Origin of the sequence: Mycolicibacterium helvum (assembly GCF_010731895.1) — a bacterium.
Taxonomy (GTDB): domain Bacteria; phylum Actinomycetota; class Actinomycetes; order Mycobacteriales; family Mycobacteriaceae; genus Mycobacterium; species Mycobacterium helvum.
In genome coordinates this window covers 4,077,660-4,095,453 of sequence record NZ_AP022596.1, presented here as the reverse complement: position 1 = coordinate 4,095,453, position 17,794 = coordinate 4,077,660, and the positions used below count along the sequence as shown (strand labels likewise).

13 protein-coding genes are annotated in these 17,794 nt (G+C 63.4%); 1 reads left to right on the top strand and 12 read right to left on the bottom strand.

Features of this window, described 5'->3' with window-relative positions:
- Position 1 precedes the first annotated feature (1 nt).
- From G6N38_RS19195 to G6N38_RS19165, 7 genes are all read right to left on the bottom strand, one after another.
- Entirely contained in the window at positions 2 to 361 is a 360-nt protein-coding gene (locus G6N38_RS19195) for a heavy-metal-associated domain-containing protein (RefSeq protein WP_246227306.1), read from the bottom strand.
- Positions 361 to 4,578: an AMP-binding protein gene (locus G6N38_RS19190; protein ID WP_163749654.1), complete on the bottom strand. Its 4,218-nt coding sequence runs from the start codon at positions 4,576 to 4,578 to the stop codon at positions 361 to 363. The genes G6N38_RS19195 and G6N38_RS19190 overlap by 1 nt, the downstream gene beginning before the upstream one ends.
- Positions 4,565 to 4,798 carry an acyl carrier protein gene (locus tag G6N38_RS19185; protein WP_163752116.1) on the bottom strand — a complete coding sequence of 78 codons (234 nt, stop codon included), beginning with the start codon at positions 4,796 to 4,798 and terminating at the stop codon, positions 4,565 to 4,567. The genes G6N38_RS19190 and G6N38_RS19185 overlap by 14 nt, the downstream gene beginning before the upstream one ends.
- 4 nt (positions 4,799 to 4,802) lie before the next feature.
- A complete protein-coding gene (fadD10, locus tag G6N38_RS19180) occupies positions 4,803 to 6,383 on the bottom strand; it encodes a fatty acid--CoA ligase FadD10 (protein WP_163749653.1) in 1,581 nt (526 codons plus the stop codon).
- 27 nt (positions 6,384 to 6,410) lie between these two features.
- Complete coding sequence (locus tag G6N38_RS19175) at positions 6,411 to 6,956, bottom strand: FcoT family thioesterase (protein WP_163749652.1); 546 nt, start codon at positions 6,954 to 6,956, stop codon at positions 6,411 to 6,413.
- Positions 6,953 to 7,822 carry a (3R)-3-[(carboxymethyl)amino]fatty acid oxygenase/decarboxylase gene (gene scoE / locus G6N38_RS19170; RefSeq protein ID WP_163749651.1) on the bottom strand — a complete coding sequence of 290 codons (870 nt, stop codon included), beginning with the start codon at positions 7,820 to 7,822 and terminating at the stop codon, positions 6,953 to 6,955. Before scoE ends, G6N38_RS19175 begins: the two co-directional genes overlap by 4 nt.
- A 73-nt stretch (positions 7,823 to 7,895) precedes the next feature.
- Complete coding sequence (locus G6N38_RS19165; protein ID WP_246228048.1) at positions 7,896 to 9,311, bottom strand: PPE family protein; 1,416 nt, start codon at positions 9,309 to 9,311, stop codon at positions 7,896 to 7,898.
- Positions 9,312 to 9,493: 182 nt separating this feature from the next.
- Here G6N38_RS19165 and G6N38_RS19160 point away from each other — a divergent pair, with 182 nt between their 5' ends.
- Complete coding sequence (locus G6N38_RS19160) at positions 9,494 to 10,303, top strand: class I SAM-dependent methyltransferase (protein ID WP_163749649.1); 810 nt, start codon at positions 9,494 to 9,496, stop codon at positions 10,301 to 10,303.
- A gap of 11 nt (positions 10,304 to 10,314) precedes the next feature.
- Here the strand turns inward: G6N38_RS19160 and G6N38_RS19155 are convergent, their stop codons facing one another.
- Genes G6N38_RS19155 through G6N38_RS19135 form a run of 5 tightly spaced genes read right to left on the bottom strand, consistent with a single transcriptional unit; the run spans position 10,315 to position 17,788 of the window.
- Positions 10,315 to 13,188 carry an MMPL/RND family transporter gene (locus G6N38_RS19155; protein WP_163749648.1) on the bottom strand — a complete coding sequence of 958 codons (2,874 nt, stop codon included), beginning with the start codon at positions 13,186 to 13,188 and terminating at the stop codon, positions 10,315 to 10,317.
- Positions 13,185 to 14,123 carry a type VII secretion protein EccE gene (gene eccE / locus G6N38_RS19150; RefSeq protein WP_163749647.1) on the bottom strand — a complete coding sequence of 313 codons (939 nt, stop codon included), beginning with the start codon at positions 14,121 to 14,123 and terminating at the stop codon, positions 13,185 to 13,187. The genes G6N38_RS19155 and eccE overlap by 4 nt, the downstream gene beginning before the upstream one ends.
- 2 nt (positions 14,124 to 14,125) lie before the next feature.
- Positions 14,126 to 15,508, bottom strand: a complete 1,383-nt coding sequence (gene mycP / locus G6N38_RS19145; RefSeq protein WP_163752115.1) for a type VII secretion-associated serine protease mycosin — start codon at positions 15,506 to 15,508, stop codon at positions 14,126 to 14,128.
- Positions 15,505 to 16,923, bottom strand: coding sequence for a type VII secretion integral membrane protein EccD (eccD, locus tag G6N38_RS19140; protein WP_163749646.1), 1,419 nt, complete (start codon positions 16,921 to 16,923; stop codon positions 15,505 to 15,507). Before eccD ends, mycP begins: the two co-directional genes overlap by 4 nt.
- Positions 16,904 to 17,788: an ESX secretion-associated protein EspG gene (locus G6N38_RS19135; protein WP_163749645.1), complete on the bottom strand. Its 885-nt coding sequence runs from the start codon at positions 17,786 to 17,788 to the stop codon at positions 16,904 to 16,906. The genes eccD and G6N38_RS19135 overlap by 20 nt, the downstream gene beginning before the upstream one ends.
- Between the last annotated feature and the right edge of the window lie 6 nt (positions 17,789 to 17,794).

Genomic DNA, 17,794 nt, shown 5'->3' with positions numbered 1-17,794 from the left:
CTCAGCGCCGGCGAATTCCGAACCAGCTGAACAGCATCACCACCATGTCGACCAGCTGTCGGAACGGACTACGGACACGGTGTCGGCTGGGGTCGAGACCTTCGGTCACGATCCCAACATGCTCGGTAGCCCTATATCCGGCTTTTTCCACGACGAGACAGAGGTCGGCGCTACTGATTCCAGGACCCGCATCGATGATGGCAATCCCCGACGCCAAGTCGACCGACGCTCGCACTCCGTCGACTTTGTTGAGCCGTTTCGCGATGCGTGAGGAACACATTCCACAGGTCATCCCTGTCACATCGAGCAGGATCCGTTGGGTGCCCGGCGAAGCGTCGTCCACCCTCGAAAAGTCCGTCACTACCATTCCTCACTGATCGGGGCGTGGGCCGCCATTCGATATGCATATTCAGCGGTGAGTCGTTCGCGCAGCGGCTCCGGAGTCGTCGCGACTTCGGCAATCGACTGGGTGTCCAGGTCGATGGTCGGATACTCAGACAGATAGTCGGTGAAGGAGCGCGTGCCCAATCGCTGACCAAGCGTGTACCAGGCGTCGACAGCCGACCACCTGCGTGGGTTTCTGCTAGCCCAGTCGCTCTGGTCCAGAAGCTCTTTCCAGTCCGCGGCGGGCAGTCGATCGCCGCCGTACTCGCTCAGGAAGCCGGTGTACGGCAGCTGCTGTCCGCGTATCACCACGATTCCGCGTCCCAGCTCGGCCGATCCGCTCACCTCGGGCACCAAACCCATAATGGCGTCGGCCGCGCCACGGGCTGTGGTGACCTCCTCCGTCAGCGCGATGTCCGGATAGGCCCCGATCGCGCCGCAGCCGTCCACCATGGAGACGAGGATGTCGGCCGACGCGGCCAGTTGCTCGGGTTGGCCGAGCACCCTGGGCAACCTGAGGATCATGTAGTCGAGTTCGGCAGCCGAGCGGGCCACGATCAGTTCGGCCATCGCCTTGGATGCGGCGTACGGATAGGGCGCGACGCGGGGATCAGTGACCCTCGGCCCGGCTACTTCGCCAGTGACGACAAAGGTCGACAGATGCATGTATCTGATGCGGTGGCTGGCACAAGCCCGTACGGCCGCCGACACCAGGTCCACGTTTGCGGATCGAAGCTCGCGGTACGGGACCAGCACGTTGGTGTTGCCTACACAATTCACCACGGTGCGGGGTCGGGTGGCGCGCAGCAGACGGTCGATATCAGCTGCTCTGAAGTCTGGCGGCACGAGCTCGACACGCACCGCCGTTATCTTGCGAAGCGATGTCCACGGATCCCGTTCGGGTAGTGGCGATCTGGTGACGAGGATGACCTCGGGGCACGCCAGACCTGACCGATGCCGCTCCAGCACAGCCTCCGCACAACCCGTGCCGAGGATTCCAGAACCACCCAGTACGACAATCGGCGCCTGACCAGTTCCCTCGGATGGCAGGGGCTTCGAGACTCCCGTTACCGCGGGTCGCATCGGCAAATCCCAGAGATCGCGGTCGATCTCGGCGGCGGTCCCGGCATCCATCCACCCGTAGGCCGCACGCACATCGTCGACCAGATGGGTGGCGGTATCGGCGCTGATGAGGTCGAGAATGGAGACGTGTCGGCCGAGATATCGACGCGTGGAAGGCAGGATTCTGATGAGGTCGAGTGAGCCGACTCCTTCGGCGAGCAACGACGAGTCCGGCTGTACCGGACGCCCGAGCTCCCGGCTCCACATCTGGGCCAGTTCGGCCGCGCGGCCGGCGAGCCCCGGTTCGCTGATATCGGCATCGCCTGGTTCGGGGACGGCGCACAACCCGTCGCTGTCCACCTTCCCACCGGGCTTGCGCGGAATACCCGGCACACGGATAACGAAGAACGACGGCACCCGTAAGCCGGCAAGCACTGTCCTGATTCGTGCCGCCACCGCGGTGTCGTCGTGTCCGTCGCGGGTCAGATGGGTCTCGAACCAGACCCCGAGCCTCCCGTTGCGCACCTCCATCGCAACGTCGGTCACCCCGGCGACAGCACTCAGCTCTCTGGTGATCTCGGCGGTATCGACACGTCTGCCGCCGACCTTGACGACGGCGTCTCGACGGCCGGCGATAATGGGAAATCCGTTGCCGTCGACGACAACCCGGTCACCGGTGGCGAACGCGCGACGTGGCCGGCCATCGGCGTTGGTTACCGTGCCGAAGCTGGGGCTCTCGACGCCTAGATAGCCGTCTGCGACAAGCTCGCCGACGATCACCACTTCACCAAAGGCGATGTAGACGCTGCCCGGCACCATCGGGCAGCCCAGCCGCAAGTGGGCGTCCCCTTCGATGGTGGAATCGCAGGACACGACGGGAAGATGGGTAACCACCACCGTGGTCTCGGTGGGCCCGTACGTCGAGATCATCGAGATCGGCTGCGATGCAGTCGATTCAATCCACCGATTGATTGCGCTGGCCCGGATTGCTTCGCCGCCAACAATGACTTGACGCAGCCGCGAGTGCACGATCGCCGCCATCGCGTCGGGGTCATCGCACAACAGATGCCACACTGCGGTTGGCAGGTCCACGACGGTAGATTGCGCAGAACCAACGTCGCGGGCAAGGGCCCGGAAGTCACCCGCCTTCATGGCGGCCGAGCGCTCCAGGCGAGACCCACACAACGCGGCGCCGAACACTTCCTCGACGCTGATGTCGGATGTCAACGGCGCGCACTGGAGGACGGTATCGTCGGTTCCCCATCCATAGGCATTACGTACGGCGTCGCAGAACACCGCTAGCGAGAGGTGGCTGACCCGAACCAGTTTCGGCTGCCCGGTCGAGCCCGATGTCGGCATGATGTACGCAGCCCTGCCAGCGAGCTGGGGGTCATGTGTGACTTCCTCCAAGCGCCGGTCGGCCAGTCGACTGTCGTCGTCGCTGCACCCGGCTGGGCGGTCCGCTCCTGCCACATCGACGATGTGAATCGACGAGCCATGGGTGTGCGCCGCGATCGACTCCGCCCTCTGCGCAATCTCATCCTCTGTGTCGCACACGCTATAGGCGCAGCCTGCAAGGTGGCAGGCGACGAGCATGTCGGTGGTCTTGTCCGTGTCGTCGTCGGTGAACACCAGGATGTCGCCGGGAGCTACGTCGTTTCTCGCCAGCCACGCAATCCAGCCGTCGATCCCCGGTCGCCGCAGATGCGCAAGCACTCCGCCCGTACTCTCCATAAACCATGCCGGTGCCCGCTGCTGGCACCGAGTCTGCGTGCTCGCATCTCCTTCGCGGCAGGCGCCGTCGTGGTCGACACCGAACCATTCGCCCGCCGCCAGCGCGATCGGCTGGCGCCACATCCTTGGCATCAGTTCCAGGACTCTGCCAATCCGTGCCGCCACGCCTTTCACTGGTGAGCGCACATCGGCTCGGTCCCAGATGGCAATTCCGAGGTGCCGCTGCTCTTCGTCCAGGACGCCGGCCACGACCATGGTCTCCACCGGCCCGATCGCCGTCGTTACCGGCGGCTCGGACAGGTGCGGACGTAGAGCAGGGGCGCACGGCTCGGGGAGGAAGTTGAGCGTCAACGCCTCGACATGGTGGGTGCGGTTGATAGCGAGATACATGCGCCGGTAGTGCTCTTCCCGCAGCCATTTTCGCCGTACCGCCCGCACATAGCCCCGGTCTAGATTGCGCACCACATCCTCGATTGAGGCGAACGGGGAAAACCGCACCTGCTGTGCGACCGAATTGACCAGGCAGGTGGCGACATCGAGATCGGAATCTCCGAAGCGATTGTCTGTCGCATGGATGAGGAGGTTTGAGGTGTTCTGCCGAAGACCCGCGACGACGCCCACGGCCGCGGCGGCGACCAGCACATTGATGGGGACGTGTTCCCGATCCGACAGCCCGACGAGCGCATCGTATGCCGAGCCTGAGATGCGCATTGATTCGTACAAGACGCCGCGCGCGGCGGCACCCGGCGTGGCCGCATCACCGTAGCCGCCGTGGCTCGCGTCCTCAGACAGCTCTCGCTGGACTCCGGCTGTCAAGCGCTCATGCGCTTCGGCCACTTTTGTCGCCTCGCGCCGATGCGCACCCGCAAGTCGCATCAGACCGTCTCGCGCACTGATTATCTCGCCGCGACCGCCGGCAGAGAGATACTCCCCCAGGTCGGCTTCAACGATCCCGGTTGCGCCGCCGTCCAGGAGAATGTGGTGAGTGAATGCATCAAGGCCACACACCAGTCCCGCGACGTCGGTTCGCACGACATATCGAACCAGCGGCGTATCCAGGATGCCGGTCGACCACGCTCGTTCGAGCTGACCAGAGCCGGCGACAGACTGACTGTCTTCGATTACCGTCACGATGTCATCGACCGAAAGCTGCGGAACAAGGACCGGGTAGTCGCTGTCGACGGCTGCTGTCTTGAGAACACACAACTGCACCGGGTTCTTCATCACTGTCGCCTTGAGCGCTTCCAGCAGACGCTCAGTAGTCACCGGCAGGAAACGATACGTCCGAGCCACCAGGTATAGCGCCGGGTCACCGTCTTGCAAGACACCGGTGTAGATGTTCTGTTGCGAGCGAGACAGCGGAATCGCTTCGAGGTCACCCCACTCAAGCGAGGCCATGGACGTTCTCCAGCACGCGCACCCAGGCTGCAACGGTCACGTCGTTGGCCAGTAGAGCGGGGAGTTCGGACTCCCGGTTCACACCAAGCTGTTTCATCAGCAGAACAAAGCGGACGGAATCCAGACCGAGATCTCTGAGGTCCGTCTCGTCACCGTCGATGAAGTCCGCGGCGTCGAGATACAACACCTCACAGATGGCGCCAATGATTCTGTCCCGCAGCACCTCAGCCACGAACGCCCGATCCAGCCGCGCTGATCGAGCTCGCCAGTGACGCCCGCATGACCTTGCCGGATGGAGTTCGGGGGATGTCGGCGACAATAACGATGGTCGACGGACGCGCGATCGACTCGGCCTCGCGGCGAAACGTCGCGGCGATCACCTGCTTGAGCCTGCGAGCCGCGGAATCGTCGAGAGGGACCTCCGACACGACAGCCAGACCGACAAGGGCCCCGAATTCCGGGTCGGGAATCTCGTAGCAGGCGGCTTCTCGCACCCCCGAAACACTTTCGGCGATGCGGTCGACGTCGTCCGGCGCGACGTTGACACCGCCGGAGATGATCATCTCCGACGACCGCCCTCTGATGTAGAAAAATCCGTCCTCGCGACGCTCGAGAATATCGCCGGTGTTGATCCAGCCGTCAACCAGAACCTCGCCCGTTCGGTCCGGGTTGTTCCAGTAGCCCAACATATTCGCCGGCGACTTGATCCACAATGTTCCTAATCCCGTTGAGCTGTTGGCATTTGCGCGCTCGGGTGGCCCGCTACCGTCGTTGTCCAGATGAACCCCGACACCCGGGTAGGGCCGCCCGACCGCGCCCGCCTCGATCCTGGCGATCGAACCCTCATCCGTCGGCAAGCACAGCGCCGTACAACCTGTCTCACTCAACCCATATACCTGCGCCGTCTTGACTCCGGTCGCTTCCAGAGCCCGGACATCGGCGGCGATTGCGCGTGACCCGCCGTACCCGAGAAGCCGAAGCGTCGGTACGGCCGTGCCGACGGTTTTCAGTTCAGCGACCAGTCGCGAAAGCAGGGTTGGAACAACACATGTCGTAGCGACCTCGTTCTCGGTGAGAATAGCGAGGAACGACGCCGTTCCCTCTCCGCCGGTGACGCACAAGCACCCCTGCATGAGACATGTGATGATCCACCAGAGCCCACCGATATGGGTGGCCGGCAACGGCGAGTATGTCGTCTCCCCGACGACCCAATCGACCCAGTTCAGCTGCTCCTCACGAAGAATGTCCTGAATCGCGTAGAAGGTGCGGTTGGGAAGCAACACAGCCTTGGGCTCGCCGGTCGTCCCGCTGGTGAACACCATCGCCAGCGGGTCCTCGGCACCGAGGTCAGCGCCATCCATGACCTCCGGCGATTCCGCAGTCGCCCGTCCGGTGCGCCCTTCTACCGAGATCGTTGGAAGAGAGCCCAGCCGTTCGGGTAACGGCGCGGACCCGAACGAGCTCCCTGGAGGAATGAGTATCGCTGCCGGCTCGGTGATCTGGCGAAACCGTTCGATCGTGGCCGCCGGCAAGCGGGCGTCAACCATGACCGCTATGGCGCCGATGCGGGCACAGGCCAAAACCGCCAGGTACGTCTCAGGGCCGCTGTCCGACACCACCAGCACCCGGGAACCCCTCGATACCGAATGCGTGGAGAGCTGACCAGCCAGCGCATTCAACCCGGCGACGAGGTCGCCATACGTGAGCGCGCCAGTGCCGTCGCAGCGCCGCAGCGCGCCTGCGTCCGGCCGGCGGTGCGCCTGCTCGAGAATCCGGCCCAGGACCGTCGAGGGTAGCTGAGACATCCAGGTAACTGCTTTCTAGACAGCGGATCAGGGGATGTTGAGGGCAGCCAGCTCAACCTGACCGCTTGCGGCGCCGCCATCATCGTCCCAGCATTCAATGGTGCACGGGACTTTCAGATAGCGCCATGTTCGCTCGATGATCTCGAAGTTCTGACACATCAGCCGTGCAGAGAACTTGTGGGCGTTGATCGGCCGTCTGAATCTCGATGCAGTGTTCTTGATCAGCATGCTCGGGAGCTGATAGTCGAAGTAATCCTCTATCGACCAGCCCACCAGCACCGGGATTTCCTCGTTGACAATGGCCGGAGCAAACGCACTGTACGCGAGCTGGTTGAAGCAGATCAATAAGTCGGCCGCATTGAAGTGCCCAGTGCTGGTGATATACGAGGAATCCGGGATACAGAAATTGCCGAAGGCGAGCACCGAATCGTCGGTCGCCTTGTACTGCGCATCAAGGAGATACCGACAACCCTTGTCGGAGTATGGTTTCAAGACCTTGACCAACAGGTCCTCGGGTATTGGACTGGTCTCTTCGCGCTCATCCTCGACCGAGATCACGCCAGCGGTGCTCATACGGCGTATCCCGGGGTTTCCAGACCGTCGAGCATGGTGAGTCGATAGCTCGTCAGCGTGCCCGACGCGGTGCCGTGCTTGGCGCGGTGCATCAGAACCCTGTTGTCCCACAACATGATGTCGCCCACTTCATAGTGCTGCGTGTGGATGAATGGTGAAGTGAACTCGGGATCGAGCTGACCCGTGGCATCCATCAGCTCATGAAGGATCGCCGGGTCGAGCAGATTGCCGTCCTTATCCTCGGTCTTCGTGGTGCCCGAAGCGCAGATGTAGAGGATTTCGGAATTCGTAAATGGATGGCGGATCACCGTGGGCCACTTGATCGGAGGCGTGGTCTTGGTGATCTCGTCCCAGATCTCCCCGATCGGTCGGTAGACGTCGGTCGGTCGGATCTTGATGTGGCGCCTCGGGTCATGGGTGCTGAATGTCCCTCGAACCGGATCCCGCTTGGCGGCGGGCAGCGACTCCCACACCGCGTTCAGATCGATGAAGTAGGTGCCCCGGTCCGGTCCCGGCACCGTAAGCGGGAGAACCATCGAGAAGGCAAAGGGCTCTGGCATGAACATGTAGTCGATGTGCCAGAACGCGCCGGTCTTGGGTACGCCGCGCCCTTGTTCAGTCGAGGACACGAAGATCTCTGGGTGGTCCTCGTGGTGATACATCTTCTCGTAGTACGGAACGATGTCACCCAAGAGCTTGCCGAGTTGGATGAACTCCTCTGGCGAAGGATGCACGTCTTTCAGGACGACCAGCTTGTTCTCGTAGACGACTTCACGGAGCTCCTCAGTCGTGATGCCGTCCAAATTCTTCGCGTCGATCCCGGTGACTTGCGCACCGAGGCCTTCGCCCTTCACGTTGAGTGTCATCTGCCCTCTCATGTCTCGAGTACCGTTCCGTCAGAACCGGTGGCCTGTTCCAGTAGATGCGCGTGGCGCTGTTCTATTCCTGCTTCGGAGCGGCATCGACGTCTGATACCCAGCCACTGGGAAGCATTGGGACTGAACTTTTTTCATCATCTGACGCCCGACGCCTGAGTCCAGTCGCGGTGACACCCGTCGTTGTTGTGGCACCGGCAAAGCCGAGCTGTCCAGCTCCGTGGCTGCCCGCGGCCGAGATTCCGGATGCTTCGTCGGGAGGTCCACCGTCCATGTCCAGAGGTTGGTCGAGGAACTCGTACCGGTACCCGCGCGCCCCCGTGCGGCTCTTCGACGTCTGCCGGTGGCGGCGGCGCGCGGCGGCGGCAGCCCGCGCGGCCGCGATGGCCGCAACCGCCTCACTCATCGAGTCGGATGCTTTCGCATCGGATTTGGGCCCGGCTCCGACCGCGGGCGGGGTCAGAGGCGGAACCACATACAGCGGCGCAGCTGCCGGTGCCGGGCTGGCTGCGGTGGTCGGTGCAGTCGCGCTGGGAGCGGGGTTGGCGGCTTGTGGGCTGGCAGTCGGTGCCGTTGCCGGTGCCAGTGGCACCCCCGGCACCATGGTCGGTTCGGCGTTCGGCGCGCCACTCGCCGCGTCAGGAACCGGAAGCCAGTCGAAAGCGGGCTCCCGGTTCAATAGCAGGCCCAACGCAGCCAGTGCGCTGAGGGCGCTCAAAGCAGGCAAGAAGAACGGAAGGAGAAGTAGACCGTATGACGCGTAGTACGGAATCCAGAGGACTTCATACACCACTGCGGCCATAGCGGTGAGGAGAGCCACAGCCGCTGGACCGAACCCGAGCTGCTCAAAGAATGCCCGAAAGTACTTGTAGGGGTCGGCGATGAAGTCGAGGATGTCCTTGATGAGCTGGCTGATCGAATTGACTGTCGTCTGCTGAGCGCTCGCTGCCTCCGCGCCCGGAGCGAGAATGGGCGGTGCCGGATCAGTGGGCGGTATACCCGCGGTCGCCGTCTCGGTGACCAGTTGATAGACCGTCATGGTCTCGGCGGCTTGCACCCACATGCGCGCGTAGTCCGCCTCGTTGACGGCGATGGGGATCGTGTTGATGCCGAAAAAGTTGGTGCCGATCAGCACACCGTGAGCAATGTGGTTGGCGGCCAGCTCAGCGAGGGTGGGCATGGTCGCCAACGCTGTCGAGTACGCGGCGGCGATAGCGTTGTGTGAAGCAGCGGCAATGGCGCTGTTGATCGAGGCCCGTTCGAGCCAGGCCAGGTAGGGCACGTGGGCGGCGGCATATTGGGCGGAGCTGGGTCCCTGCCAGCTGCTGGCCTGAACTTCGGCCAGCAGCCGAGTCAGTTCTGCTGCGGCGTCGCCGTAGACAAGGCTCAGCTCCTGCCATTTCTCAGCGGCGGCAAGCAAGGAGCCCGGCCCGGGGCCGCTGATCAGTAATGCGGAGTGCACTTCCGGTGGAACAGCCATCCAAACCGGCGCTGTCACAACTCCACCTCCTCGGCCGCCTACCCTGTGCGTGCAGCACAGCACCGCGACAGAATCTCTATCTGCCGCGCATGGTCCGGGTAGGTAGTCGGATAGACCGAGAGAAAAGTTCCCACCCATTGCTGTTGCTAGCCAACGGATGAGCGCTAGTACGGTGTAGAGCCATGTCAGTCATCGACGCCCGCCATCTCGACGGCATCTCCGAGACAGCGTTGCTCACGCTCTATCAGCGCGCGGCGGAAGCCGGCCGGCCCGACGGGATCATTGATGACCCGATGGCGATCGCATTGCGAGACAGCCTCAACTACGACTACCACCACTTCGGCCGCACCCACCAAGCGACTGCACTACGGGCGGTGGCATTTGACAACGCCTCACGCGATTTTCTCGCGGCCCATCCGGGAGCGACGGTCGTGGCCCTCGCCGAGGGGTTGCAGACCAGCTTCTGGCGCATCGACAACGGCACGTTGACATGGATCTCGATAGATCTGCCGCCCGTGGTCGACCTGCGCGAGCGGTTGCTGCCGACGTCTGACCGTATGCACTACTGCGCCCAGTCAGCGTTCGACTTCTCGTGGATGGACCGTGTCGATCACACCAATGGAGTGCTGATCACCGCGGAGGGACTATTCCAGTACCTCGAACGCAGTGAGGTTCTCGATTTGATCACCCTGTGTGCCAGCCGGTTTCCCGGTGGGCAGTTGGTCTTCGACAGTGTCCCGCGGCTGTTGAGCACCTACTCGCGGCGGCGCGGCATCAAGCTGAGCAAGCACTACACTGCGCCGCCGATGCCCTTCTGGTTCACGGCCAAGGACTATGGCGATCTGCGAGCCAGCCCAGGCATCGACGACATACGGGAACTGTCCATGCCGCCCGGCCGCGGCAGAGTTCTGCGCCGCGCCGCGTCGTTCGTCTACCGCTCGGATTTCCTCGCACGTTTTCGCGCCCCGACTAACCTCATCCAGTTCCGCTGATATCAACCTTTTCATGTGGATGCATGGATATCCGACTTCGGTTCACTCGCAACAGCTTTCGGCCAGGGAACCGGGACGGGCCGGGGCCTGACCACCTGCGGCCACCAGAGCCATTTGCCGAGCAACCCAGCGATCGCCGGTGTCATGAACGCCCGAATCACGAGAGTGTCGAATAACAAACCCAAGGCGATCGTGGTGCCGATCTGGGCGACGACCTTCAGTTCAGAGACGGCCATCGACATCATCGTGAAGGCGAAGACCAGGCCGGCCGATGTCACCACCGACCCCGTTCCGCCCATGGCCCGGACGATGCCGGTGTTGAGCCCGGCATGCATCTCTTCTTTGAATCGCGCCACCAGGAGCAGGTTGTAGTCGGCGCCGACCGCCAGCAGAATGATGAGTGACATGGCCATCACCATGAAGTGGAGCTCGATCCCGATCAGGTACTGCCACACCAGCATGGACAAGCCGAACGACGCTCCCAGCGATACCACCACCGTGCCGACGATCACCGCCGCTGCGATCACGCTGCGGGTGATGATCAACATGATGACGAAAATCAAGCTCAGGGCCGCGATTCCAGCGATGAGTAGGTCGTAGTCGTTGCCTTCTTGCATGTCCTTGAACACCGACGCGGTTCCTCCGAGGTAGATGGTGGAATCCTCGAGCGGGGTGTTCTTTATCGCCTGTGCGGCCGCTTGCCTGATGGTGTCGAGATGCGCCATGCCCTCGGGCGTCAGCGGATCGCCGTCGTGACTGACGATGAAGCGAACCGCATGGCCGTCCGGCGAGATGAAGATCTTCATCCCGCGCTTGAGCTCGTCGTTGTTGAAGACCTCTGGCGGCAGGTAGAAGCTGTCGTCGTTTCGGGACTCGTTGAATGCCTCTCCCATCGCGGCTTGATTACTCTGCATCGCGGCCATCTGTTCCAGCAACCCATTCTGGGTGGCGTACATGGTCAACATCATTGCCTTCATCTGCGTGAGCGTCTCGATCTGAGAGGACAGCTGCGCAGCGAGTTGCGGCATGACGGCATCGATGCGGTCCAGGTCGGGAAGCAGGCCGCCGATGTCGTCGGTCAGCGTGTCAGTGCTGTCGAGTGCATCGGACATCGACCGCAGCGATGAGCATGCCGGGATGTCAAAGCAGTGCGGCTCCCAATACAGGTAGTTGCGCACCGGGCGAAAGAAATCTTCGAAATCGGCGATCCGGTTGCGCAATTCCTGCACATCAGCGTTCATCTGATGGGTTCGCCCCACCATGTGATGGGTAGAAGTATTCACTTCGGTGATCAATGCCTGCATCCGGGTGAGGGCATCGATACTGCGCTGCATCAGATCTGCTTGGCCGAGCACGTCCTTCATGCGGTCCTGTAGGTAGCTCAGGTTCAAGGACTGCACATTGCCCTGCATGCTTAGCTGGGCGGGAATCGTACTGAACTTGAGCGGCATGCCGTCGGGGCGGGTGATCGTCTGGACCCGGCTGATGCCCGACTGGTTGGCGATGTTCCGGGCGATCTTGTCGATCACCATGAAGTCAGCGGGATTACGCAGGTCCTTACCGCTCTCGATCAACAACACTTCGGGGTTGAGCCGGGCGCTGGAGAAGTGTCGTTCCGCCGCCGCATACCCGGCGGTGGACGGTAAATCCGTTGGAAGATATCTGCGTTCGTTGTAGTTCGTCCGGTAGCCCAGAAGTGAGAGCAGTCCGATCAATGCCACTACGCTGGTCGCGATCAGCACCGGCCCCGGCCAACGGACAACAAGCGCACCAATCTTGCGCCAACCACGGATCCGCATGGCGCGCTTGGATTCCAATCGCCCACGCCGACTGGCATGGGTGACCACCGCAGGGCCAAGCGTCAATGCCGCCAGAACCGCCACCATCATTCCACTTGCCAGCGGTATTCCCAGAGTCTGGAAATAGGGCAATCGGGTGAAATGCAGGCAGAGCGTGGCACCGGCAATCGTTGAACCGGAGGCCAGGATCACGTGCGCAGTGCCGCGATACATCGTGTGGTACGCCGATTCCGGATCTTCACCGGCTGACCGCGCTTCCTGGTATCGCCCGACCAGGAATATCGCGTAGTCAGTGGAGGCAGCGATGGCCAGCGTGACAAGCAGATTGGTGACGAAAGTGGTGAGACCTATAACATTGAAGTATGCGAGGGACGCCACCACGCCACGAGCCGCCGCCAATTCCACCAGCACCATCGCCAGAACGATCAGCACCGTCCCGATCGAGCGGTAGACGAGCAGCAGCATCGCGGTGATCACGACCAAAGTCAGGCCGACGATCACAACGGCGCTGCGGTCACCGGCTGCCTGCTCATCGGCGGCAAGCGCCGCCGGGCCTGTCACATACGCGGTTACCCCTGGCGGAGCAGGGATCTCGTCGACGAGCTTTCTGACCGCCTCGATCGAGTCGTTGGCGGCCGTCTCGCCCTGATTGCCGACGAGGTAGACCTGTACATACGCGGCCTTACCATCATTGCTCTGCGCGCCCGCCGCGGTGAGTGGGTCGCCCCAGAAGTCTTGAACGTACTCGACATGACGCTTGTCGGCCGACAGTCGGCTGACGATCGCGTCGTAATAGTGATGCGCGTCGGCAGCCAGCGGTTGCCGGCCTTCCAGCACGATCATGGCCGAACTATCCGAGGTGTATTCGCCGAAGACCTGCCCGGTGTGCTTCATTGCGACTACCGACGGGGCGAAGTCCGGGCTCATCTGTACCGAGCGCATCTTGCCGACAGCTTCGAGCTGCGGGATCGCCACGTTCAGAATCGCGACCGTCGCGACCCACGCAATGATGATCGGTACCGCAAGTCGCCGGATCCAGATCGCCGGGACAGAGCGCTTCGGCTCTGCAGCCGCGTCGTGGCTCATGTATTCACCACGACGCCATTCGCATTCCATCGCACCGCCGGCACGTCATCCGGTTCGAACAGATCGGCGTCAAGCGACATCGTCGCGAACGGACTGAGGGCGCGTACCGCTTGCCATTGGGTACCGTGACGCACTGTCAGGCCGGCCAGCGGCGCAACCGCTTTCGGCACTTCAGCCGTTCGGATTGCGCACGCCGCAGCGACTCCACGCGCGCTGAACTCGATCGCCGTCCACACTTCGTCGAAACCCTGCGACCACAATCTGGTCAACGACTCCGCCAACGCGTTGCCGGCGATACTGTAGGCCGCCACATAGCCTTTCGGCTCATCGACCACAGCGCGCCACAGTTCTTTGGCCTGCGGCCCCACCAGGTCTGGGACGTCGATGTCGACGCCGCTCACCAGCCAACCGCGTTCACGAAGTTCGTCGGCAAGCCGCCGTGCGGTGACGTCGGCGGACTGGCGGAGCGGGATCGCTGTCGACCGCGCGTGCAGCGCTGCTAAATTCGCGGCGGCTGACATGGTCAGTCCGACCCAGGTCGTACGCCCCGTAGTGCCGTCGCGACTGGTCACCCGCACGGATTCGCATCGCATACCGTAGCGGTCCAGATAGCTCGAGATCAGATCCAGGGGTAGCGCACGATCGCCCCCGTCGATCACCCGCAGCACAACCGTTGCGCGGGCGTCGGCTTCCATGAACTCGACCAGTGGGTAGGCCCCGCGGTCGACACGACCGCGGGCGAGACTGAGCTGCAGCCGCCGTCGAACGATAGTCGTCAGATGCAATCTGCGCCAGGAACCGAACAGCGCCGCGACAATCACCACGGCTACTCCCAGCAGCCAGCGGTCAGGCGCCGTCCGCCACGGGTAGGCCATCACTGCGGGCACCGCCGCCAACAGTGCCAACGCAATTCGACCACTTCCTGGCAGGATCATCCTCACTCCTGACGGTCCTTTCGTCGACGGGCTGCCACGGCGACTCCCGCCACAGCCAGCGCCAGCGCAACTGTGCCGGCGAAGGCCACCGTTCGTGGCGTGTGATCAGGAGCCTCGGGCGTGAGTGGAGCTTCGATACGGGTTGGAGCAGAGGCGGATTGACCGCTCTCGGCTACCGGCAGCTGCCACGTCAACGCCGCGACCGGGTCAACCACGCCGCTCCCGATCAGATTGGATGGAGACCGGGCGCCATTGTGGGCCGTTGCCCGGAGTCGGCGAATCACCTCCTCGGCAGGCATGTTCGGGAACCGACTGCGGACCAGTGCAGCGACACCAGCCACATATGCTGACGCGTAGCCCGTACCGCTGAACGCGACCCACTGGCCTCGGGCGGCCGGGAAGCCATTCGCCAAGCCAGCCGCCGGCCCGTTGCCGATCGAGACGACGCCCTCCCCCGGCGCCGCAATACCCAACCAGGGTCCGGCCATGGTGAATGCGGAGGGCTCACCGGTAGCGGTCACAGAGCCAACCGACAACACATAGGGTTGCCACCACGACGGAACCGAGATCGAGGTCGTTCCGGACCAATTACGGGGATCGTTGGGATCCGAGGGAGGGTTCACCGGATTCGCTTGGCACTCAGAGCCGCCGGCGGTCACCGTCGAATTCAGATCGCCGGCCGCGGCGACGATCACCGCGTCCTTGTCGACGGCAGCGTAGTGCAGTGCAGCACCAAGGGTCTGCTGATCGAGCTCGCTGTCCGCGCGCAAACACGTGGCCACCGAGACGGTGATGACGCGTGCCCCCAGATCAGCCGCGTGGACGATGGCTCTCGCCAACGAGGCGATCTCGAGAGCGGACCTGGCCGTCGGCGGATCCTCGGCCTGCTGGCGCGGCGCGTATGCCGCCGAGGTCAGTCGGATCGACAGCAGTCGGGACGCGGGCGCGACCCCTGAGAATGCGTCAGGGCCGGACTGACCAGCGATGATGCCGGCGACCGCGGAGCCATGCCCGTCGCAATCCACCAATCCGTCGGTGTCGGCGACATAGTCACCGCCGGGTTCGACATTCGGCAATCGAGGCCCCGCAGTTACACCGGTGTCGATCACGGCGACTGTTTGGCCCTCCCCCCGCGAGAATAGCCATGCACCAGAGAGATTCAGCATCTCCTGGTTGACTGAAGCTGCAGCAGGATCAGTTTCGGGAACGACGCCGGTCATCATGCATTCCGAGCGTTGGGACATCGCAGTGCCAGGTCCTGTGGTGTCCTGTGGCGGCGAGGTTGCGCCATCAACGGCCGGAGGGTCGAGCGCGGATGCCGACGGACTCATCGCGAGCAGGACCGCCGATCCGGCGGCCACCATGCGAAGCCCCGATCGAATCATCGATCCAATACCCACGCGAACAGTCCCACAAGGTAGGCCAGCACAGGAATCAGCGATGCATCTATCGCAGCCGCTATCAGTCCGACGAAGCGACGGACGGGCAGCGAATAGCTCTCCGGCTCAGCAAGACTCGGACTGGCCGATACCGCGACGAAGGCCCCGGTGAGTGCGGCGGACACCGCCAAGACGACCAGCGCGGCCAGCTGGTAGCCGGTCACGAGGTAGAGCACGACCAGACCGACCGAGACTACAAAGGGCTGGGCCAGCAGCCAACGTTTGCAGGCTGCGCTGTCCCATACACGTGCGCGCAGAAGCGAGGCGGCGGAGGTTCCGATCACCGCGTAGCACGCCCATACCCCGACCGATTCCGGCTGCGCCAGGACCGCCAGTGATCCCACTATCGACAGCACCACCGCACCTGCGATGAATCCGGTTTGATGTGCCTCACTGATCCGGACTCGGCGAGGCAGATCCTCCAGCACGCGAATCGCCGGCGACGCCGGGGCCGGGTCGCCGGGAGCCGGGATCACTGGCAGCGGCAACCTGGCAGTGAGCGCGGACAACTGAGCCGCCGCAACGGTGACCAGGAGGGCGACCGCGAGTAATCCGCATCCGAGTGTCAGCAGCGACAACTGCCACACTTGCGCGACTGCTCCTGTCACCAGCACCGCTGCGGCCACCACGGCCCCGGCGGTAAAGAACGTGCTACCGCGGTCCAGGTTGATCATGCCGATCAGAGACCAGGCCGCCACTCCTGCGGCGGCGAGCATCACCTGCGCAGGACCTAATCTGCCGGGTACTGCCAGCGCAAGCGCCGCGGCGATGGGAACGAGTGCAGCGATTGACAGTTCCATCGCGCAGCGTTCTTCGCGCGCCCGGACCAACAGCGTTGCGAGGATGACCACGGCGGCAAGCGCGCTCGTGGCATACAGACCCGCCAACCCACCGGTGGCAATACGGTGAGCGACCGCCACGGCGGTACCGGCGACGATCAGCGCCACGACAGCAACTCGCGCCACCGCCCGGATGTCGCCGATTCCCCACGGGCGCATCCGTGACGCAGAGAAGATGACGGCGGCGTCGGCGACGTCCTCGACGATCCCGAGAGCAGAGGGTCCGGCTGGAACTTCTTGAAGCGCAAGCAGATCGCCATCCACAACGCCGACAGTCTCCAAGCTCGCATCCAACGAGAAAGGAGCGCCGCCGATCGGAGCCAAGCTCACCGGATTCGGTGCGTCAGCGGCTAGGTCCTCGGTACCCCCGGACGGCAACAACCGCCGAAGGGCAGGCAGGATCTCGCGCAGCGGGAGCTGAGCGGGCAGCGCCAGGTCGACAATCCGCGTGTCGGACAGGACCGCAACCCGCACGATCGGCAGCACCGGCGTGTTGTCGGTTTCAGCAATGACGTCGGTCATCGAGTCGGTTCTCTTTCCGGTTAGTCTCAACAGTGAATGTGCGGACCGCCTGGATCGGCTCGAACCATCGGCCATCATCTAGCCCGGCAGTGAGCCGTTCAATGGCGAGGGCGATAGCCATGTCGGTGCCCGGCGCGAAGACCGATATCCATTGGCCGTCGAACCCGCGCGTGGGGCTGACTACCATGCGTCCGGCGGCGCTGTCGATGACCGCGACTCCGACCGCGGTCGATTGCGGCCCGCAACCGCTGTGCTGGCCGGCCACTATCTCGACGTACCGTCGCGGGTCCTCGAACACCGACCGCACCACCGGCCTGGCTGAAGCTGGGATGCCCAGGTGGTCCAACACGCTGGCGAGCTCCTCGCCGTCGCGCAGTCTGCTGTCTGCTCGTGCACCGACCTGGACGGGAAGACTGAACTCGTCAAATCCTGCCGGTGCGCGTCCGGACAACGGTGCCGTGACAACGGCCGACAGGTCCCGCCCGGACTCGACATCCACAGCGGTGAACGTGATCAACTGTTCATTACGCAGCCCGACCACGGTCTGGCCTCCTCGTCGCACCACAATTCCGCGGAGCAGTTCTGGTGGACTAGCAGGTGCACGCACGAAACGGAGCTCCAGCCACCGTTGCGGCCAGCACGCGATCTGAATCCATTGCTGCACATCGCGGTTGATCGTTCCATCGATCATCACGCCGAGGCTCGTCAGCTCCTCGCGCTGCCGCGCAGCGAATGTCGCCAGGTCGGCGGCGTCACGGTAAGGCGGAGTGATCGCCAGCACCCAGGGAAAAGTGCCTGCGCCGATCTCCTGTGCGATGAACCATGCCGCGTCGACGGACAACTCGACCGCATCAGACGTGGGCATGCGCCC

Coding starts and splice junctions, on each gene's coding strand:
- G6N38_RS19160 (WP_163749649.1), top strand. CDS start 9,494: ATGTCAGTCATCGACGCCCGCCATCTCGACGGCATCTCCGAGACAGCG.
- G6N38_RS19165 (WP_246228048.1), bottom strand. CDS start 9,311: ATGGCTGTTCCACCGGAAGTGCACTCCGCATTACTGATCAGCGGCCCC.
- scoE (WP_163749651.1), bottom strand. CDS start 7,822: ATGACACTCAACGTGAAGGGCGAAGGCCTCGGTGCGCAAGTCACCGGG.
- eccE (WP_163749647.1), bottom strand. CDS start 14,123: ATGATCCTGCCAGGAAGTGGTCGAATTGCGTTGGCACTGTTGGCGGCG.
- fadD10 (WP_163749653.1), bottom strand. CDS start 6,383: ATGTCTCAGCTACCCTCGACGGTCCTGGGCCGGATTCTCGAGCAGGCG.
- eccD (WP_163749646.1), bottom strand. CDS start 16,923: ATGACCGACGTCATTGCTGAAACCGACAACACGCCGGTGCTGCCGATC.
- G6N38_RS19135 (WP_163749645.1), bottom strand. CDS start 17,788: ATGCCCACGTCTGATGCGGTCGAGTTGTCCGTCGACGCGGCATGGTTC.
- G6N38_RS19175 (WP_163749652.1), bottom strand. CDS start 6,956: ATGAGCACCGCTGGCGTGATCTCGGTCGAGGATGAGCGCGAAGAGACC.
- G6N38_RS19155 (WP_163749648.1), bottom strand. CDS start 13,188: ATGAGCCACGACGCGGCTGCAGAGCCGAAGCGCTCTGTCCCGGCGATC.
- mycP (WP_163752115.1), bottom strand. CDS start 15,508: ATGATTCGATCGGGGCTTCGCATGGTGGCCGCCGGATCGGCGGTCCTG.
- G6N38_RS19190 (WP_163749654.1), bottom strand. CDS start 4,578: ATGGCCTCGCTTGAGTGGGGTGACCTCGAAGCGATTCCGCTGTCTCGC.